This window comes from Amycolatopsis echigonensis (genome assembly GCF_014174495.1).
Classification (GTDB): Bacteria; Actinomycetota; Actinomycetes; order Mycobacteriales; family Pseudonocardiaceae; genus Amycolatopsis; species Amycolatopsis echigonensis.
On sequence record NZ_JACJHR010000004.1, the window covers coordinates 1 to 16,626 of the forward strand.

Annotated in this window: 15 protein-coding genes; 13 read left to right on the top strand and 2 right to left on the bottom strand. The window is 67.4% G+C overall.

Annotation, left to right across the window (positions count from 1 at the left end; genetic code table 11):
* From H5411_RS04050 to H5411_RS48335, 7 genes are all read left to right on the top strand, one after another.
* The coding region (locus H5411_RS04050; RefSeq protein WP_183122999.1) for a branched-chain amino acid ABC transporter permease at positions 1 to 987 on the top strand (987 nt) is incomplete at its 5' end.
* Positions 984 to 1,763, top strand: a complete 780-nt coding sequence (locus tag H5411_RS04055) for an ABC transporter ATP-binding protein (protein WP_183123000.1) — start codon at positions 984 to 986, stop codon at positions 1,761 to 1,763. The genes H5411_RS04050 and H5411_RS04055, both read left to right, overlap by 4 nt.
* On the top strand, positions 1,760 to 2,581 hold the full coding sequence (locus tag H5411_RS04060) for an ABC transporter ATP-binding protein (protein WP_183123001.1): 822 nt from the start codon (positions 1,760 to 1,762) through the stop codon (positions 2,579 to 2,581). Before H5411_RS04055 ends, H5411_RS04060 begins: the two co-directional genes overlap by 4 nt.
* Before the next feature lie 665 nt (positions 2,582 to 3,246).
* Positions 3,247 to 4,149: a LysR family transcriptional regulator gene (locus tag H5411_RS04065; protein ID WP_183123002.1), complete on the top strand. Its 903-nt coding sequence runs from the start codon at positions 3,247 to 3,249 to the stop codon at positions 4,147 to 4,149.
* Between the two features lie 134 nt (positions 4,150 to 4,283).
* Positions 4,284 to 5,615 (top strand): MFS transporter, encoded by a 1,332-nt coding sequence (locus tag H5411_RS04070; RefSeq protein ID WP_240690818.1) that lies wholly within the window; start codon positions 4,284 to 4,286, stop codon positions 5,613 to 5,615.
* Complete coding sequence (locus H5411_RS04075; RefSeq protein WP_101438500.1) at positions 5,612 to 6,367, top strand: maleate cis-trans isomerase family protein; 756 nt, start codon at positions 5,612 to 5,614, stop codon at positions 6,365 to 6,367. The genes H5411_RS04070 and H5411_RS04075 overlap by 4 nt, the downstream gene beginning before the upstream one ends.
* 148 nt (positions 6,368 to 6,515) lie before the next feature.
* A complete protein-coding gene (locus H5411_RS48335; protein ID WP_255443468.1) occupies positions 6,516 to 6,644 on the top strand; it encodes a hypothetical protein in 129 nt (42 codons plus the stop codon).
* 519 nt (positions 6,645 to 7,163) lie between these two features.
* Here the strand turns inward: H5411_RS48335 and H5411_RS04080 are convergent.
* On the bottom strand, positions 7,164 to 7,913 hold the full coding sequence (locus H5411_RS04080) for an IclR family transcriptional regulator domain-containing protein (protein WP_078870664.1): 750 nt from the start codon (positions 7,911 to 7,913) through the stop codon (positions 7,164 to 7,166).
* A 117-nt stretch (positions 7,914 to 8,030) separates the two neighbouring features.
* Here H5411_RS04080 and H5411_RS04085 point away from each other — a divergent pair, with 117 nt between their 5' ends.
* From H5411_RS04085 to H5411_RS04105, 5 genes are read left to right on the top strand one after another with little or no spacing between them, the layout of a single operon-like run.
* Positions 8,031 to 9,344 (top strand): aromatic ring-hydroxylating dioxygenase subunit alpha, encoded by a 1,314-nt coding sequence (locus H5411_RS04085; RefSeq protein WP_240690817.1) that lies wholly within the window; start codon positions 8,031 to 8,033, stop codon positions 9,342 to 9,344.
* The gene (locus tag H5411_RS04090) at positions 9,344 to 9,808 is read left to right on the top strand and encodes an aromatic-ring-hydroxylating dioxygenase subunit beta (protein WP_020661405.1); all 465 of its coding nucleotides are present in this window, start codon (positions 9,344 to 9,346) and stop codon (positions 9,806 to 9,808) included. The genes H5411_RS04085 and H5411_RS04090 overlap by 1 nt, the downstream gene beginning before the upstream one ends.
* Positions 9,805 to 10,779, top strand: coding sequence for a PdxA family dehydrogenase (locus tag H5411_RS04095; protein WP_101438501.1), 975 nt, complete (start codon positions 9,805 to 9,807; stop codon positions 10,777 to 10,779). Before H5411_RS04090 ends, H5411_RS04095 begins: the two co-directional genes overlap by 4 nt.
* Before the next feature lies 1 nt (position 10,780).
* Positions 10,781 to 11,806, top strand: coding sequence for a 2Fe-2S iron-sulfur cluster-binding protein (locus H5411_RS04100; RefSeq protein WP_101438502.1), 1,026 nt, complete (start codon positions 10,781 to 10,783; stop codon positions 11,804 to 11,806).
* A gap of 22 nt (positions 11,807 to 11,828) precedes the next feature.
* The gene (locus H5411_RS04105) at positions 11,829 to 13,196 is read left to right on the top strand and encodes an MFS transporter (RefSeq protein ID WP_101438503.1); all 1,368 of its coding nucleotides are present in this window, start codon (positions 11,829 to 11,831) and stop codon (positions 13,194 to 13,196) included.
* A 170-nt stretch (positions 13,197 to 13,366) separates the two neighbouring features.
* On the opposite strand, the gene H5411_RS04110 is transcribed toward H5411_RS04105, so the two are convergent.
* Complete coding sequence (locus H5411_RS04110) at positions 13,367 to 14,431, bottom strand: LacI family DNA-binding transcriptional regulator (protein ID WP_312877571.1); 1,065 nt, start codon at positions 14,429 to 14,431, stop codon at positions 13,367 to 13,369.
* A 598-nt stretch (positions 14,432 to 15,029) separates the two neighbouring features.
* On the opposite strand from H5411_RS04110, the gene H5411_RS04115 reads away from it, so the two are divergent.
* Positions 15,030 to 16,502 carry a nicotinate phosphoribosyltransferase gene (locus H5411_RS04115; protein WP_183123004.1) on the top strand — a complete coding sequence of 491 codons (1,473 nt, stop codon included), beginning with the start codon at positions 15,030 to 15,032 and terminating at the stop codon, positions 16,500 to 16,502.
* Positions 16,503 to 16,626: the final 124 nt, after the last annotated feature.

Below are 16,626 nucleotides of genomic sequence, written 5' to 3' on the forward strand. Positions count from 1 at the left end.
ACCGTCGAGGCACCGGCGCCTTCCCTGCCGGAGAACCCGCCCGCCGCCCGCCGCTTACGCCGTCCCCTGCTGCTGGCGCTGATGGCGGTGGTGCTGGTCGCGCTGCCCTTCGCCGCCGTCGGCTGGACCGAACTGCTCGTGGTCGTCGAGATCTTCCTGCTCGCCGTGCTCGGGCTCGACGTCCTCACTGGACAGACCGGCCAGGTCTCCTTGGGGCAGACGCTGTTCATCGCGATCGGCGGCTACGGCGCCGGCCTGCTGACCGTGAAAGCGCACTGGCCGACCTGGATCGCCGCGATCGTCCCGGCGTTCGCCGCGGCCGCGGTCGCGTTCCTGCTCGGCCGCGCGTTCCTGCGGCTGCGCGGTTACTACCTCGCGCTCGCTACGCTCGGACTGGCCGTGGTCACCCAGGCCGTCGCCACCGGCGTCGGCAAGGTGACCGGCGGCCCGTCGGGACTGGTCGGCATCCCCAGCTTGTCGCTGTTCGGCTGGGAGGTCTTCTCCGATCTTTCCAACTATTACGTGTTGCTCGTGCTGTGCGTGCTCGGCGGGCTGTTCGTCACCAACCTCCGCCGCAGCCAGTCCGGCAGGGCGCTCGCCGCCGTGGCCCACGACCCGCAAGCCGCCGCGATGCTCGGCATCAACGCCGCTCGTTACCGTACCGGCGCGTTCGTGGTCTCCGCGGTCTTCGCCTCCCTCGCAGGCAGCATGTACGCCTACTACCTGCGCTTCTTCTCACCGGACGTCATCAACGTGACCGTGGCGCTGTCCATCGTGATCATGCTGTCGATCGGCGGCGTGCGCTCGGTCGCCGGACCGGTCCTCGGTGTGCTGCTGCTGCAAGGGCTGCCGCTGGTCGGGCAGTCGTTCGCTCTGTGGCAACCGCTCGTGGCCGGCCTCGTCCTGGTCGTGGTCCTGACCTACCTGCCTGACGGGCTCTGGGGCGGGCTGCGCAAGCTGATCACCGGTCTGAGGAGGACCGCATGACCGACGTGCTGCTCGAGGTCCGTGGCCTGACCAAGTCCTTCGGCGGCCTCTGCGCGGTCGACGGCGTGGACTTCACCGTGCGCGCCAACAGCGTCCGCGGGCTGATCGGGCCGAACGGGGCAGGCAAGACCACCCTGCTGGACCTGATCACCGGCTTCACCGCGCCCGACGCCGGAACCGTCCGCTTCGGCGGCGAGAACGTCCTGGGCAGGCCGTCGCACACACTGCCCGCGCGTGGGCTCATGCGGACGTTCCAGTCGGCGAGGCTCGTGCCGCGGCTGACGGTGCGCGAGAACGTGATGCTGGGTGCGCACCACCTGACGAAGGCCGGGTTCCTCGCCGACGGCCTGAGGCTGCCGCTAGCGCGCCGCGAGCAGCGCGCCCTCGAACGCCGTGCGGACGCGGTCCTGGACTTCCTCGGCCTTGGACGCTTCCGGGACACCGCCGGAGCTGAGCTGCCGACGGGCGCGCAGCGGCTCTTGGAGGTGGGCCGGGCGCTGGCCGGTGCGCCGACGTTGCTGCTGCTCGACGAGCCTGCCGCCGGTCTCGACGGGACCGAGACCGCCGAGCTGGGCACGGTGCTGCGCGCGATGGCTGCCGCGGGGACGGCGCTGGTCCTCATCGAACACGACGTCGAGCTCGTCATGGCGATCAGCGACGAGGTCCTGGTCCTGGACGCGGGCAAGGTCATCGCGGACGGGCCGCCCGCTGAGGTCCGCACAAACCCCGCGGTCCTCGCCGCGTACCTGGGAAGCACCGAGGAGGCACCGGCATGACACTGGAGATCCAGGACCTCGAAGTCCGCTACGGCGTGGTCCGGGCACTGCGCGGGATCAGCCTCACCGCGGCGACCGGCCGGGCGACGGCCCTGCTGGGCGCGAACGGCGCCGGAAAGACCAGCCTGCTGCGCGCGGTAGCCGGGCTGAAACGCCCGGCGGCCGGCCGGATCCTGCTCGACGGCACGGACATCACCGGCGTGCCTGCGCACAAGCTCGCCGCCGACGGCCTGGTCCTCGTGCCCGAAGGCCGTCAGCTCTTCGACGAGCTCACGGTCGCGGAGAACCTGCGGATGGGCCTGCACGGGACCGGTGTCCGCGGTGCGCGGGCCCAGGAGCGGATCGACGAGGCGTGCACGCTGTTCCCCGCTCTGCCCGGGGCGATGGCACGGCGGGCCGGCCTGCTGTCCGGCGGGCAGCAGCAGATGGTGGCCATCGCCCGCGCGCTGGTGCGCCGGCCCCGGGTGCTGCTGCTCGACGAACCGTCGCTCGGCCTCGCTCCACGGCTGGTGACCGAAATCCTCGAGACCGTCCGCCGGCTGGCGAGTGACGTGGTGACGGTGCTCGTGGCCGAGCAGAACGTGGCCGCCACCCTGCGGGTCGTCCACACCGGAGCAGTCCTGCAAAACGGCCGGATCGTTGCCGAAGACGAGGCTGCCGCGCTGCTCGGTGACGAGGAGTTCACCCGGCACTACCTGGGCTCTCTCGCCGACCTGGGCAACGGGGGAGCGACCGCCCCGCCGGCGGTCGAGTTGCCCGAAGAGCTGCTCCGGACCACGCTCGTCCCGGCGGACCGAAAGGGGCGAGCGTCACGGTAAAAGGCGGTTTCGTGAGCCGTCGGGCACGCACTGCATCGGTGGCGGAAACGTGACCCCAGTATCGGGAGAATCGGTGCGATGAACGCAAGAAACTATGGTTTGACCACCTCGTGAGACGTGAGCCATGGGTCTCGCCAGCCAAGCTGTCCGGCCACTCATCTTCCTTTCCGGCAGAGTTTCGGCTGGCTTTACCCATCGTCGATGGTGGCGAACGTGGCCAGCGGGACGTTAACCGTCGATAAAGATTCCGTCGATTTCGTGGCGCACTCCGAACGCTGCGGAAGAGCGCGTGGTCTTTCGGGATGTGGTTTCCGGACACGACCTGTGCGGCGCGGACTCCTTCGACCAACGGTCGCCGGCACGGCGCACGCACTCGGCGTGCAACTCGTCGAAGGATCCGAAGCGTGCCTGGACGAACGATTCCGGCGCCTGTGCGGCGGCTGCGGCAGCCGGAGACGTGCGGGAGTATCCGCGGCTCCGGAATTCTGCGGGGGCTGCTTCGGGGACCCGGATGCCCGGTGTTCCCGCGGGAGGTCTGCGTCGTGCTCGGGCATGCGTATTCTGTCGGCCGAAGCGTCCCGATCGCGTTGCTTTCCCGTACCCGGCCGAAACGAGCCGGGAGCAACCGGGGAATGCTCAGATCGGTGGAAGGAGAGACCGGAGCGATGACGCTGGACCCGATGTCGCTGAAACTGTTCGTGCAAGTGGTCGACCACGGCACGATTGCCGAGGTCGCCGACCGCGAGCATCTCGCCGCCGCTGGGATCAGCAGGCGGCTGCGCGATCTGGAACAGATGCTGGGAACGGAACTGCTGGTGCGCACCAATCGCGGAATCACCCCGACCGCGGCCGGTGCCGCTTTCGCGGTCTCGGCCCGGCAGGTGCTCGACGACCTGGCCGACCTGACGCGACGGATGCGGGACTTCTCGTCCGGGGCGCGCGGGCTCGTACGTCTGCTGGCGAACATCTCCGCGGTGTCGACCTTCGTGCCGCCGCTGGTCGCGTCGTTCGCTGCCCGCTATCCCGGCGTCCGGCTGCAGGTGCTCGAACAGGACAGTCTCGCGATCACCGAGGCGGTCGCCGAGAACCGGGCGGATATCGGGCTGTTCACCAGCCTGCCGTACCACGCCGACATCGAGGTCTACCCGTTCCGCAGGGACGAGCTGAAGGTGCTGGTGCCGGAACGGCATCCGCTGGCCGCGCGCGATTCGGTCGCCTTTGCCGAAACGCTCGACCACGAGCACGTCGTGCTCCGCACCGGAACGCATCTGCGGCTGCAGATGCTGACCGCCGCCGGGCAAGCCGGGCGGACGCTGCGGCATCAGATCGAAGTCGCGTCCTACGACGCCCTGTGCCGGATGGTCGAATGCGGCCTGGGGATCGGCGTCGTTCCGGCCGGGAACCTCGTGGGGTACGCCTTGACCGGCACCAGAACGCTGGCTCTCGACGAGCCGTGGGCCAGCCGCGACCTGTCCCTGTGCGTCCGCCGAGCCGAGGCGCTGCCACCCGCGGCGCGGCTCATGTTCGAACACCTCCTCAGCGACGAAGGTCGCGCCCTCCAGCCATGACGGCAGGTGATGGCGGTCTCGCGAATCATTGCTGTGCAACGGCAACGCGTCCTGCTTAATCTTCATCGTCCGCTCCGGACCAGCCGTCGGGCACTGGCGCCGGAACACCGGAACAAGGGAGAGAGAGGACATCGATGATCCGTGCTGACTCGCCAGAGTCGCCGTCTGCCGGCATGGGCTCGGTCGCACCTTCCGTGCGCTGGAAAACGCTCGGAGGTTGCTGGGGTGCTTGGCTTTTCGACGCGCTCGACGCCGCAGTGTTCAGCTTCGTCCTGCTCGCGGTCGCGCACACGTTCCACACCACACTCGCCGAGGTCGCTGCCTCCGTCGCCTGGTTCTTGCTGGCTACCGGTGTCGGCGGCTATCTTTTGGGCTACCTCTCCGACCGCATCGGGCGGAAACGCACGTTGCTGGTATCGGTCGTCACCTATGCGACCGGAACCCTGCTCTGTGGCTTCGCCCACAATGTCGTGGAGCTGAGCGTCTACCGGCTGTTGGTCGGCATCGGCGTCGGCGGCCTGTGGTCGGCCGCGGTCGCGCTGGTCAGCGAAGTCTGGCCGACGCGGAAACGCGCGTGGGCGATTGCGGTCATGCAGACCGGATGGTCCGCGGGCAACCTCCTGGCCGCGGTCCTCGCCTGGACCGTGCTGGATCCCGCCGACCCGGCGTCATGGCGCAAGCTGTTCGTCATCGCCGCGATCCCCGCGTACGTCGTCGCTCTCGGCATTCTCGTCGCGGTGCGCGAATCTCCCGTCTGGATCGCCGAGCAAGCATGTGGGGGACGCGAAACCGCCCGGCCCGGCATCGCGGCGATCTTCCGGCGGGAACTCCGTGCGACCACCGCAAAAGCCTTGTCGATTTCCGTCCTGGGCATGTTCGGCTACTGGGTGATCATGACGTTCACGCCGACGTTTCTCCAGAGCGTGCTGCACGTCCGGATCGACCAGGCGCCGGTTTTCCTGGTGTGGACCGGGGTCGGCGCGACCGCCGGCTACCTGCTGTTCGGCGCCCTCGCCGAACGGATCGGCAGGAGGCGGGCATTCGCGTTCTTCTTCGCGGGCATCGCCGTCGCGATCCCGCTGTTCGCCTACGGCGTGCGCATGATCCCGCTGCGCGACGGAGCAATGGCCTGGACGACAGCGAACATCGCGATCGTCGGCGGGCTTTCGGCCCTGCTCGGCTTCTTCACCGGGTACTTCAGCGGATTTGGCGCCTGGTACGCCGAACTGTTCCCCACCCGTGTCCGGGCTGCCGCGGCCGGGTTCTGCTTCAACTTCGGGCGGGTCGGGGCGATCGCGGGAATCGTCGTCGTGCCGCTGCTGGTGCCCGTCGCCGGCTTTGCCCTCACCTACTGCCTGGCCTCCGTGACCTACCTCCTCGCCGCCGGCCTCGTTTTCACTTTGCGCGAAACCGGCGGCGAGGAACTCGACGTGAACCACTACCCCGTTTCCGAGGAGAACGCATGACCACCAACTTCCGCATCGGCCAGATCGTGCCGAGTTCGAACACGACGATGGAGACCGAGGTTCCTGCGATGCTGCACGCGCGGCACCGGCTCTTCCCCGAAGAGCGCTTCACGTTCCATTCCGCGCGGATGCGGATGATGCACGTGGATCCCGACGAGCTCAAGCGCATGGACCTCGACAGCGACCGCTGCGCCGTCGAGCTCAGCGACGCGCGGTGCGATGTGCTCGCCTACGCATGTCTGGTGGCGATCATGTGCCAGGGGCCGGGTTACCACCGCGTGTCCGAGCAGCGGCTCGGCGAGGTGGCCGAGGCTAACGGGGCACCGACGCCCGTGATCAGCTCGGCCGGGGCGCTGGTCGCCGGTCTCAAGACGATCGACGCCAAGAAGGTGGCGATCGTGACGCCGTACCTGAAGCAGCTGACCGCTCAAGTCGCCGGATACCTGGAGAGCGAGTCGATCGAGGTGAGCGACGCGCTGAGCCTGGAGGTGGCGGACAACCTCGCAGTGGGCCGCCTCGACCCCGCCGACCTGCTCGACCATGTCGAGCGCCTGAACATCACGGGTGCGGACGCTGTCGTCCTGTCCGCGTGCGTCCAGATGCCCTCGCTGTCCGCGATCGAGCCGGTGCAGGACAAGCTCGGCGTGCCAGTGGTCACCGCGGCCGCGGCGACCGTGCATCGCATCCTCACCACGCTGCGTCTCGACACCACGGTGCCGGACGCCGGTCATCTGCTGTCCGGCGCCTACTGACTCCTCCATACGGGATACCTCGAACGGACAGTCGTGCGGTGCCGCAGGCGTGCTGCCTCCACCGGGCAGAACGTGCGCCAAACGGCCGCAACGGCAGGCAAACCGGCTACATCGACGTTCTCCATTACGTCCACTATGGAGCGAATCGATGACGTCCGGCGAAGGGTCCCTGCGACGCAGTCTGTCCACCCGCGCCGTGATCGCCACCGTCGCGATGGTGTTCACCGCACGGTCGCCCGGCGCGGCCGGGGCAGGCCACTCGGAGGGCCCGATGTGAGCACCCCGATTCCGTTGTGCCGCCTGGATATCGCGGATCGCCCGGAAGGAGCCGTTGACCGGATCCGGTTCCCGGGCGTGGGCGAAAGCCGGCGGCGCTCGCTGTGCCGAGAGAACCTGTGGTGCATCCCGTGTTCGGGGATGTCATGCGACGAAGCCTGTCTTGGTACCTCGCGCCTGGCGTTGGGAAATCCTTCGTCCAGTTGAGGTTCGCTCGTGCTCTGGACACGGGTGCGAGCGTTGGCAGAGGGCCGGTCTGGCGTGCCTAGCCGCCCGGGCGAGGGCAGCCGCGTGCACGGTTGAGTGGTAGTGGCAGCGGTTGCTCCTTCGATGAGGCCCATGTCCCGCAGCATCGCTAGTTACCGGTCCGCTGAGGGCACCGGTATCGCCCACTGCCCAGCAAGCTCCTTCACTGAGGCATCGGCCGCTGCGCGGCGAGGGCGAACAACGTCACCAGCGCCCGGCGAGCGCTGTCGGGTTCGGGCGTGCCACCCCGGTGTTCTCCGCGGCTCGTTCCCAGTCAGAGCTGCCGCCCGAGTTCGGCCGCGTGCTGTTGCATGACCGGCCGGACACGGTCGCGGAACTCCTCGACAGTGACCCGGGAGCTCGAGGCGCTGATGGAGATGGCGGCAACGACCTGGCCGGCCGGGTCGCGGACCGGCACGGCGATGGAGAGCAGTCCTGGTTCGAGTTCCTCGTCGCCGATGGCCACACCGTCCGCACCGGCGTCCTTGACGCGCTGTGCGACGGCGTCGGCAGTGGTGGGCGTCTTGGGGGTGCGCGCTGGAAATGGCGCGGCGGCGAGGTAGTCGGCCAACTCGGATTCGCTCAACGCGCCGAGCAGGATCTGTCCGGTCGAGGAGGCATAGAGCGGGATTCGCGCGCCCACCCGAATGCTGCTGTTGAGGATCCGGGTGCCCTCGCTCCGGGCGACGAACAGCGAGTCGTTTTCGTCGCGGACCGCCAGCGAGACGGATTCGTCGATCACGTCGCGGATAGCCGCCAGGTGTGGTCGTGCGAGCTGCGGGAGAGCTGCGGACTCGGTGTAGGCGGCACCGATGCGGAGGACTCGGGGAGTGGGGGAGAAGAACTTCCCGTCGAAGGTGACATAGCCGATTTCCGCAAGCGTGGTCAGACAGCGTCGAGCGGCGGCGCGGCTCAGCCCGGCGGCCTGGGCGGCGTCGCTGATCGTCAGCCGGGGCGTGGCCGTCCCGAATGCCTCGAGGACAGCGAGCCCTTTGGCGAGTCCTGCCATTCCTTCGACTGCCATGCAGCCCTCCTCTTGACATGCGCGCCCCGCGGCACGTCTACTGAAGCAGATGTTCGGAAAGCGGTTATACGTTCGCATACCGAACGGAATTAGTCAAGTGTCTCCGGAGGGAATGCGTTGAACGAGTCGAGAGGGGCAGGGGCGGCGTCGCAGGCCGCGGCGCGTGCCGACATGTCGAGCCGCGCGTGGCCTGTGTCGCTGACCGAAGTTCCGTACTGGGTTTTCCAGGACGAGGACGTCTATCGAGCCGAGCAGCAGAACATCTTTCACGGCCCCACGTGGAACTACCTCTGCCTGGAAGCGGAGCTCGCCGAGCCGGGAGACTTCTGCGCCACCTTCATCGGAGAGCAACCGGTGCTCGTGACCCGCGATCACGACGGCCAGATCTATGCCTTCGAAAACCGGTGCGCACACCGCGGCTCCTTGATCGCGATGGAGCACTACGGGCATACCAAGGACTTCACGTGCGTCTACCACGCCTGGACCTACAACCTCCAAGGCGACCTCACCGGCGTTGCCTTCGAAGACGGCATCAATGGCAAGGGCGGAATGCGCAAGGAGTTCTGCAAGGCCGCGCACAGTCCGCGGCGGCTCCGCCTCGCGAACGTCCACGGCCTGATCTTCGGCAGCCTCGACAACGACGTACCCGCGATCGAGGAGTACCTCGGCCAGGAGATCCTCGACCGGATCGAGCGTGTTCTCGGCGGGCGCAAGCCGGTAGTGCTCGGGCGGTTCACCCAGACGCTGCCGAACAACTGGAAGCTGTACCTGGAGAACGTCAAGGACTCTTACCACGCCAGCATCCTGCATCTGTTCTTCACCACCTTCGGGCTCAACAAGCTGAACCAAAAGGGCGGCATCATCGTCTCCGAATCCGGCGGCAACCACGTGAGCTGGTCGGCGATCAACCGGGAGGCCGAAGCCAAGACCGCTGAGCACTACAAGGACCAAGGCATCCGCTCCGACTCGGAATACCAGCTCGAGGACCCCTCGCTGGTGAACAGCTTCCGCGAGTTCGGCGACGACGTCACCCTGCAGATCCTGTCGGTCTCGCCGGGATTCGTGCTGCAGCAGATCCAGAACTCCATCGCGGTGCGCCAGGTGCTCCCGACCGCGGTCGACTCCACCCGCCTCAACTGGACTTACCTCGGCTTCGAGGACGACACCGAGGAACAGCAGCTGGTGCGGATGAAGCAGTCGAACCTGGTCGGCCCAGCCGGGTTCGTCTCGATGGAAGACGGCGCGATCGGCGGCTTCGTGCAGCGGGGCATCGCCGGCGCGAGCGGTGAGTTCGCCACCGTTCAGATGGGCGGCGACCAGGCGGTTTCCAGCGAGAGCAGGGTAACCGAGGCCTCGATCCGCGGCTTTTGGAAGGTCTATCGCGAAGCCATGGGTTTCTCGATCGACGAGTGCGAAGGAGTGCGCCGGTAATGGACGCGTTCACGCTGATCAGCAGGGCCCAGGGCAGTTACGTGCGCGCCATCGACGACGGCCCGATCGAAGACTGGCCCGAGCATTTCGCCGAGGACGCCTTCTACAAGGTGACCACCGCCGACAATCACCGCCGCGGCCTGCCCGCTGGCCTCATCTGGGCCGACAACAAGGCGATGCTCAAAGACCGGATCTCCGCGCTCAAGGAAGCCAACATCTACGAGCCGCACGTCTACCGGCACCTGCTTGGCCAGCCTGCGATCCTCGCCGAGAGCAAGTCCGGCGCCACCAGCGAAACCGCCTTCCTGGTCCTTCGCATCGCCGGCAACGGGCCGACGGATGTCTTCGCCAGCGGCCGCTACCTTGACGAGTACGTCTTCGCCGACGGCGCGGCGCTGTTGAAAAAGCGGGTGGTGGTCTGCGACAGCTCCCGCACCGACACATTGCTGGTGCTTCCGCTGTGAGCGAGCCGCGCAGAGCGCTGCTGAGCATCGGTGACCCGAACGGCAGCGGCCCCGACATCGCGGTCAAAGCGGTTGCGATGCTCGGCGCCGCCGCACCGGTCGTGGTGGGAGACCGGCACGTCCTCGTGGAACCTGCCCGCAAGGCCGGCCTTGCCCTTCGGGCAGCGGTCCCCGGGGCGAGGGCCGACGCGGGAATGTGCGACGTGATCGACGTCGGCGCACTCGATCCCGCGGAGCTGGCCATCGGCCGAGTGACCGCTGCGGCAGGCGCAGCGACCATCGCCTATGCCGCCAAGGCAGTTGCGCTGGCGATGGACGGCGGCTACCGAGGCGTCGTCGCCTGCCCGCATTCAGAGAACGCGGTCCGCCAGGCCGGCATCGCCTTCGCGGGCTACCCGCCGCTGATCGCCGAGCTGACTGGTACGCCGATCGACGAAGTCTTCTTGATGCTGGTCGGCGGCGGCGTCCGGATCGCGCATGTGACTCTGCATGAACGGCTCGTCGACGCGATAGGCCGGCTGACCCCAGAGCTGGTCGTCCAGGCCGGTGTCGCTCTCCATACGGCGCTTCGCCGGATGGGCATTGCCGCGCCACGGATCGGCGTTTTCGGGATCAACCCGCACGCAGGCGAGCATGGCCTCTTCGGGGACGACGACCGCCGGGTCACCGAGCCTGCGGTGGCGGCCTTGCGTGCGCGTGGCATTGACGCCGAGGGGCCGACCGGGGCAGACGTCTTGCTCGGCGGCACGCGGGACGCGGACGCGTACTTGGCGATGTACCACGACCAAGGGCACCTCCCGGTCAAGACACTGGCCGGGCGCACCGCCGCCGCGATCACGATCGGCGCGGGCATTCCGTTCTCCAGCGTCGGTCACGGCCCTGTTTTCGACAAAGCCGGGAGCGGCACCGCCGACCCGAGCGCCGTGCTCTCCGCCCTCCGGTTGCTCGCACCGCCCGTTCAGGAGGACTGAGATGACCGCCATCAGCGTCAAAGACACCGCTATCACCTTCGACTGCGCGCCCGAACAGAATGTGCTCGACGCGGCAGAGGCCGCGGGGTGGGCAATCCCTTACTCCTGCCGCAAAGGCGTATGCGACACCTGCGTCGGCACCTTGACGGCTGGAGAGGCGGAAATACCCGGCAGCGGCCGAGCGTGCGGTCCTGCGGAAGTCCGGCTATGCCGAGCGCGCCCGATCGGCGACGTGGAGATCGCCCCTCGCCGCATCGAGGCACGCACGCCTCCGGTGCGCAAGAAGCTCACCACCACCGTCTACCGCCGGCGCCAGGTCGCGCCCAGCGTCACGATTCTCGACCTGCGTTACCCGATCGGCCGGCGCACGCCGTTCCGCGCCGGCCAGTTCCTCAACGTCATCCTGGACGACGGCGACACCAGATCCTATTCGCTGGCCAACTCTCCCCAGCACAATGACCTCGCCCAGCTGCACGTGCGCCACGAGCCCGGCGGAGCGTTCTCCGCGAGGATCCTGCAGCAGCTGGAATTCCACGACACCGTAGAGATCGAAGCCCCCTTCGGCGAGTTCTTCGTCGAAGACCCCGCCGAAGGGGCGGACCAGGCCGGCTCCCCGATCCTGCTGCTGGCGACCGGCACTGGATTCGCGCCGATGCGGTCCATCATCCTAGACCACATCGCGCGCCGACTGACCCGTCCCGTCCACCTGTACTGGGGCGCACGCACTGTCGAGGACCTGTACCAGTTCTCCACCCTTCAAGCCTGGGCCGGCCGTTTTGACTGGCTGAGTTTCACGCCCGTGCTCTCCCGGCCGCACCCTGGCTGGGAAGGCGCCACCGGCTGGGTCCAGCAGGTCGTCATCGCCGACCACGCGGACCTCGGCGGCCACCAGGTCTACGCCTGTGGCAGTGAATCCATGACCCGTTCCGCTGCGGAGGAGCTGGGCCGTGCGCGAGGCATTCCTCCCGAGCGGTTCCACTCCGACGCGTTCGTCTCCGCCGTGCCCGTGCCGTACCCCGTCGGCTGATCCTCTCGCACCTGGAGTTCCCATGCCCGAATACACTTCGCCTCCCGCCACCGCCGCCGGGCCGCCGGGACTGTTGCGCCTCCCGGCCTTGATCGACGAACGCCGCCCGGGCCGCTTCCAGTTCGCCGTTGCGCTGCTGTGCGGACTGGTCATGCTGCTCGACGGGTTCGACACCCAGGCGATCAATTACATGGCCCCCGCCATCACCCGAGACTGGGGTATTTCCACCGGCACGATGAGCACGATCTTCTCCGCTGCGCTGGTCGGCCTGATGATCGGCTATCTGCTGCTCGCTCCGCTGTCGGACAAGTTCGGCCACAAACGGCTCGTCCTCGCCGGGGTGGCGGTCTTCTCGCTGTCCACGCTGCTCTCGGTCTGGGTGCGCAACCCCGATCAGCTCCTGGTGCTCCGGCTCGTCACCGGCATCGGACTCGGCATGGCAACCCCGAGCACGATCGCGCTCACCGCCGAGTACAGCCCGAAACGGGCCCGGGCCAGTTTCGTACTGGCGATCTACTGTGGATTCTCTTTGGGATTCGTGGCTGCCAATTACGCCGCCGACTGGCTCATCCCGATGCACGGCTGGCGCTCGGTCTTCCTCGCCGGAGCGATCCTGCCGCTCATTCTGCTGGGCTTGCTGACCTGGCGGCTGCCGGAATCGCTGGCTTTTCACGTGCGCCGCGGCGAGACCGCCAAGGCATACGCCCTGTGCCGGCGGATCGACCGGCGGCTGCCGGATACGACCGCCGTGCGGATCGAGGCGGCGAGCGCCGACCCGCGCAAGCGAGTCAAACTGTCCGAACTCCTCTCTGGTCGGCAGCTGTTCGGCACAGTCCTGTTGTGGGTCGTCTTCGCCGTCAATTTGGCGATGTTCTACGGCCTGCAGAGCTGGATGCCCACCGTTCTGCACGAACGCGGATACTCGGCGGGCACCCTGGCCACCGCTTCCTCGATGACCACGATCGGCGGCATCGCGATCGCGTTCCTGGTCGGCCCCGCGATGGACCGGCTCGGCGCGTATGGCGCGCTCGCCACGCTCTACCTGTCCGGCTGCGGTTTCCTGGCACTGATGAGCGCGGTACTCGGCGCACCGGCGTGGCTCGTCCTCGTCGCCATCTTCCTGATCGGCTGTTCGGTCTCAGGTGGACAGAAGAGCGTGATCGCGCTCGCCGCCGTCTTCTACCCCGAAGAAGTGCGGTCCACCGGTGTCGGGTGGGCACTGGGGATCGGCCGGGTCGGAGGCATCCTCGGCCCGCTGATCGTGGGCGGCATGCTGTCCGCCGGATGGAGTCATCAGCAGTTGTTCCTCACCCTGGCAATTCCGTCCGCGTTCTGCGGGTTGATCGTGCTCTACCTCGGCTTGCGTGCGAAGAAATCCACGCGCACCTGATCCTGGCGGCTCGTCTCGCACGCTTCCTGGCCCGGTGTCGTGAACGCTTGGCCAGGAAGCGGCGACGTACAGCCGGTCCCGGCTCACCCCGGGTGTCAGATGCCGAGTCCGCAACCTTGCCGGGCAGCTCTAGGGGCACGTACCTCTGAGCATCGATGCTTTTACGCTCGTCAGTGGACGGAGACGGGACCTGTCGACTCCCGGATCTTCAGAGTTACCGGCGACGGAGGGGGAGGGGTCGGATCGGTGCCGTCGACCATGCCGAGCAGCAGCTTGACGGCCTGGATGCCCATCTCCCGAGCGGGCTGCCGGACGGTGGTGAGAGCTGGCGTCAGGAGGGAAGCGAACGGCAGGTCATCGAATCCGACCACCGAGACGTCCTCCGGCACCCGCAGGCCAGCGCGGCGACAGTAGGACAGAGCCCCAATTGCCATGAGGTCGTTCGCGCAGAGTAAAGCAGTGGGCCGAACGTGCGCCGGGCGGCTCAGGATCGCGGCGGCCAACTGCTCGCCCGACGACATCTTGTAGTCACCTACGAGCACGGGGATGCCATCGGGATCCAATCCGGCGGCGGCGATGGCCTCTCGGTAGCCCGAGAGGCGCTGTTCGGCCGTCCAGAGCTCGAGCGGACCGCCAAGGATGGCCAGGCGCTCGTGCCCGAGCGAGGTGAGATGGGTGGCGATCTCCCTCGCGCCCCGACGGTTCTGCGAGACCACGGACGGCAGGTTGAATCCGGGGAGCTTTTCGTCGACGAGGACGACAGGGCCGACCTGGGTCAGCTCGACCAGAGCCTCCATTCGCGTCTCTGACCCGGAGAGGTAGATGAGCCCGTCGAGGCGCTGACTGCGCAGCAGTCTGCTGTTCCAGGACTCGCTGCCACCGGTCGCTTCCGGTGTGCAGAACACCACCAAGACGTCCTTCTCGGACGCGGCTTGTTCCACTCCCTCGGCGATCAGCGCGAAGTACTGGTTCACCAGGTCGGGGACGACGAGGCCGACGGTGGCCACGCTGTGTCTCTTGAGGTTGCGAGCAGACTCGTTGGGCAAATAGCCCAGCGCGCGGACAGCCTCCAGCACCCGCGCACGCCGGTCGGCCGCGACAGGCCCGCTGTCGTTGAGCACGTAACTTACCGTGCTGATAGCGACTCCTGCCCGCTCAGCAACCTCCTTCATCGTGGGCCTGCGCGTCGGCATGGCTCCCGAGTTTCGGGTCAAGTCACCCCCACGTGTCCTCATGCGGCACTTCGTTCACGTCGCGAAGGGTAACCATAGCTGATTCCAGCTCAGAGATAGAACGGTTTCCAGAACTACTGCTGGACTAGGCTGGCCGCGAGTGGCGCAGCGTCCCCGATGACGCGGGTGGCGCGGGTCTGTCGGCCGCTGCGCATCGCCGCTCCGCGCCCCGGTTCGGGCGCTGGCCGCTGAGGCGGCCTGGAGCCGCAAGCCCGCCGGACACGAGCGGGCGCGGCCGGCGACGGACGAGCAGTGATCCGCGGTAGGGGGTGGTGGCACCGGAATCTCCGACCTCCACGGTCACGACATCTTCGAGTTCGATCGAGAGCTCGACCGCCGTCAGGTACCCCTGGCCGGGCCGCTCGGGTCCTCCCTGATCTGGTTCCCTCCGGCCGATCGAAACTCACCGTTTACAGAGCCGATCTGCCGCTGATACAGTCCGGTCGCTAGAAAGGTTTCTACCTGATGAGTCAACGATACTGAGCAGCGAAAGTCGTGGTCGCAGACCGGATGCTTCGGCACCTGTGTAGAATCGTTAATGGCCTGCCGGCGACTGCTGGTGACTACTCCAGTCGCGGGGCGACCGAGAGGAAGGACAAAGATGTCCCTGGGCGAGCAGTTCGACAACATCATCGTCAACACCGACAACTACAAGCATTGCCACTACTCGCTGTACCCGCCGGGCACCGAGTACATCTCGTCGTACATCGAGTCCCGCGGCGGCGAGTTCCCCGTCACGATGTTCGTCGGCCTCCAAGCCTTCATCCGGGATTACCTGATGCGCCCCGTGACGCTCGAGGATGTCGATGAGGCCGAGTACCTCATGCGCGAGCAGGGGATGCACTTCAACCGCGACAACTGGATGGGCATCATCAACGACCACGGCGGCTATCTGCCCGTCGAGATCGAGGCGATCCCCGAGGGCACCGTGCTGCCCAGCAACAACGTGCTCGTGCAGCTCATCAACACTGACCCGAAGTATCACTGGGTGACCAGCTTCTTCGAGACCGCCCTGCTGAGGGCGGTGTGGTACCCGACCACGATCGGCACCCTGAGCTGGCTGTGCAAGCAGGTGATCCGCACCGCCCTGGAACGTACTTCCGACAACGAGGGAGCGCTCCGGCACATGCTTCACGACTACGGCGCACGGGGCGTCAGCTCGCAGCAGTCCGCCGCGCTGGGTGGCATGGCGCACTTGGTGAACTTCAGCCAGAGCGACACCACCCCGGGCATCCTCGCCGCCAAGCGCTGGTACAACGCCGTGGCTCCATCGAACTCCGGCCCCAACTCCGAGCACGCCGGCTTCACCGCCTGGGGGCGAGACTTCGAGGTCGACGCCATCCGAAACATGCTCGAGACCTACCGGGACAACGGCTTCGCGCTGGTCTTGACCGACACCTACGACCACGAGCACTGCGTCAAGAAGATCCTCGGCGGCGAGCTGAAGGAATTGATCCAGAACTTCCCCGGCCTGGTGGGCGCGCGCCCCGACTCCGGCGACGTCGTCCAGGTCACCTCCGACACCACCGAGTGGCTCATGGACGCCTTCGGCTACGAAGTCAACAGCAAGGGCTTCAAGATCCTCCCTCCGTTCATCCGAGTGGTGCAGGGCGACGGCGTGACCGGCGAGAGCCTCCGGGCGGTCCTCATCGAGATGGAGCGCCGCGGCCTGGCGGCCGACAACGCCGTCTTCGGCATGGGCGGCGGCCTCCTCCAGCACGTCAACCGCGACACCAACAACTTCGCGCAGAAGGCAAACGCCGTGTGCGTCAACGGCGAGTGGCGCGATATCTCCAAGCAGCCCACCGGAGCCAGCTTCAAGAAGTCCAAGGCCGGGCGGCTCGCCCTCGTTCTGGAGGACGGTGAGTACAAGACCGTGCCGCGCGACTCGGTCAGCCCCGAGCAGAACCTGCTCAAGCCCGTCTTCCGCAACGGAAAGCTGCTGAAGAAGTGGGACTTCTCTGAGCTGATCGCTGCCAGTGAGGCACCAGTGCCGCAGGAATGGTACGGCGATTACCTCGCGCCGATGGTCACCGGATCCGCACCGGCACCCGACGGCGCGGCCGTCAGCTGAATCACTCACCCGCGAGGCATTCAAGAAGCAGTCCACGGCATCGTGGTCTTTCCCGATTCCGTGGACTGCCGCGCCGAGAGCCTCGGGGGTTGGTCCTGCGGTCCCCTTGGAAGTCAGCGAACAA

What these genes read in the sequence shown, in the direction of transcription:
- H5411_RS04055 (WP_183123000.1), top strand. Translation starts at nt 984, where the DNA reads ATGACCGACGTGCTGCTCGAGGTCCGTGGCCTGACCAAGTCCTTCGGC.
- H5411_RS04060 (WP_183123001.1), top strand. Translation starts at nt 1,760, where the DNA reads ATGACACTGGAGATCCAGGACCTCGAAGTCCGCTACGGCGTGGTCCGG.
- H5411_RS04065 (WP_183123002.1), top strand. Translation starts at nt 3,247, where the DNA reads ATGACGCTGGACCCGATGTCGCTGAAACTGTTCGTGCAAGTGGTCGAC.
- H5411_RS04070 (WP_240690818.1), top strand. Translation starts at nt 4,284, where the DNA reads ATGATCCGTGCTGACTCGCCAGAGTCGCCGTCTGCCGGCATGGGCTCG.
- H5411_RS04075 (WP_101438500.1), top strand. Translation starts at nt 5,612, where the DNA reads ATGACCACCAACTTCCGCATCGGCCAGATCGTGCCGAGTTCGAACACG.
- H5411_RS48335 (WP_255443468.1), top strand. Translation starts at nt 6,516, where the DNA reads ATGACGTCCGGCGAAGGGTCCCTGCGACGCAGTCTGTCCACCCGCGCC.
- H5411_RS04080 (WP_078870664.1), bottom strand. Translation starts at nt 7,913, where the DNA reads ATGGCAGTCGAAGGAATGGCAGGACTCGCCAAAGGGCTCGCTGTCCTC.
- H5411_RS04090 (WP_020661405.1), top strand. Translation starts at nt 9,344, where the DNA reads ATGGACGCGTTCACGCTGATCAGCAGGGCCCAGGGCAGTTACGTGCGC.
- H5411_RS04100 (WP_101438502.1), top strand. Translation starts at nt 10,781, where the DNA reads ATGACCGCCATCAGCGTCAAAGACACCGCTATCACCTTCGACTGCGCG.
- H5411_RS04105 (WP_101438503.1), top strand. Translation starts at nt 11,829, where the DNA reads ATGCCCGAATACACTTCGCCTCCCGCCACCGCCGCCGGGCCGCCGGGA.
- H5411_RS04110 (WP_312877571.1), bottom strand. Translation starts at nt 14,431, where the DNA reads ATGAGGACACGTGGGGGTGACTTGACCCGAAACTCGGGAGCCATGCCG.
- H5411_RS04115 (WP_183123004.1), top strand. Translation starts at nt 15,030, where the DNA reads ATGTCCCTGGGCGAGCAGTTCGACAACATCATCGTCAACACCGACAAC.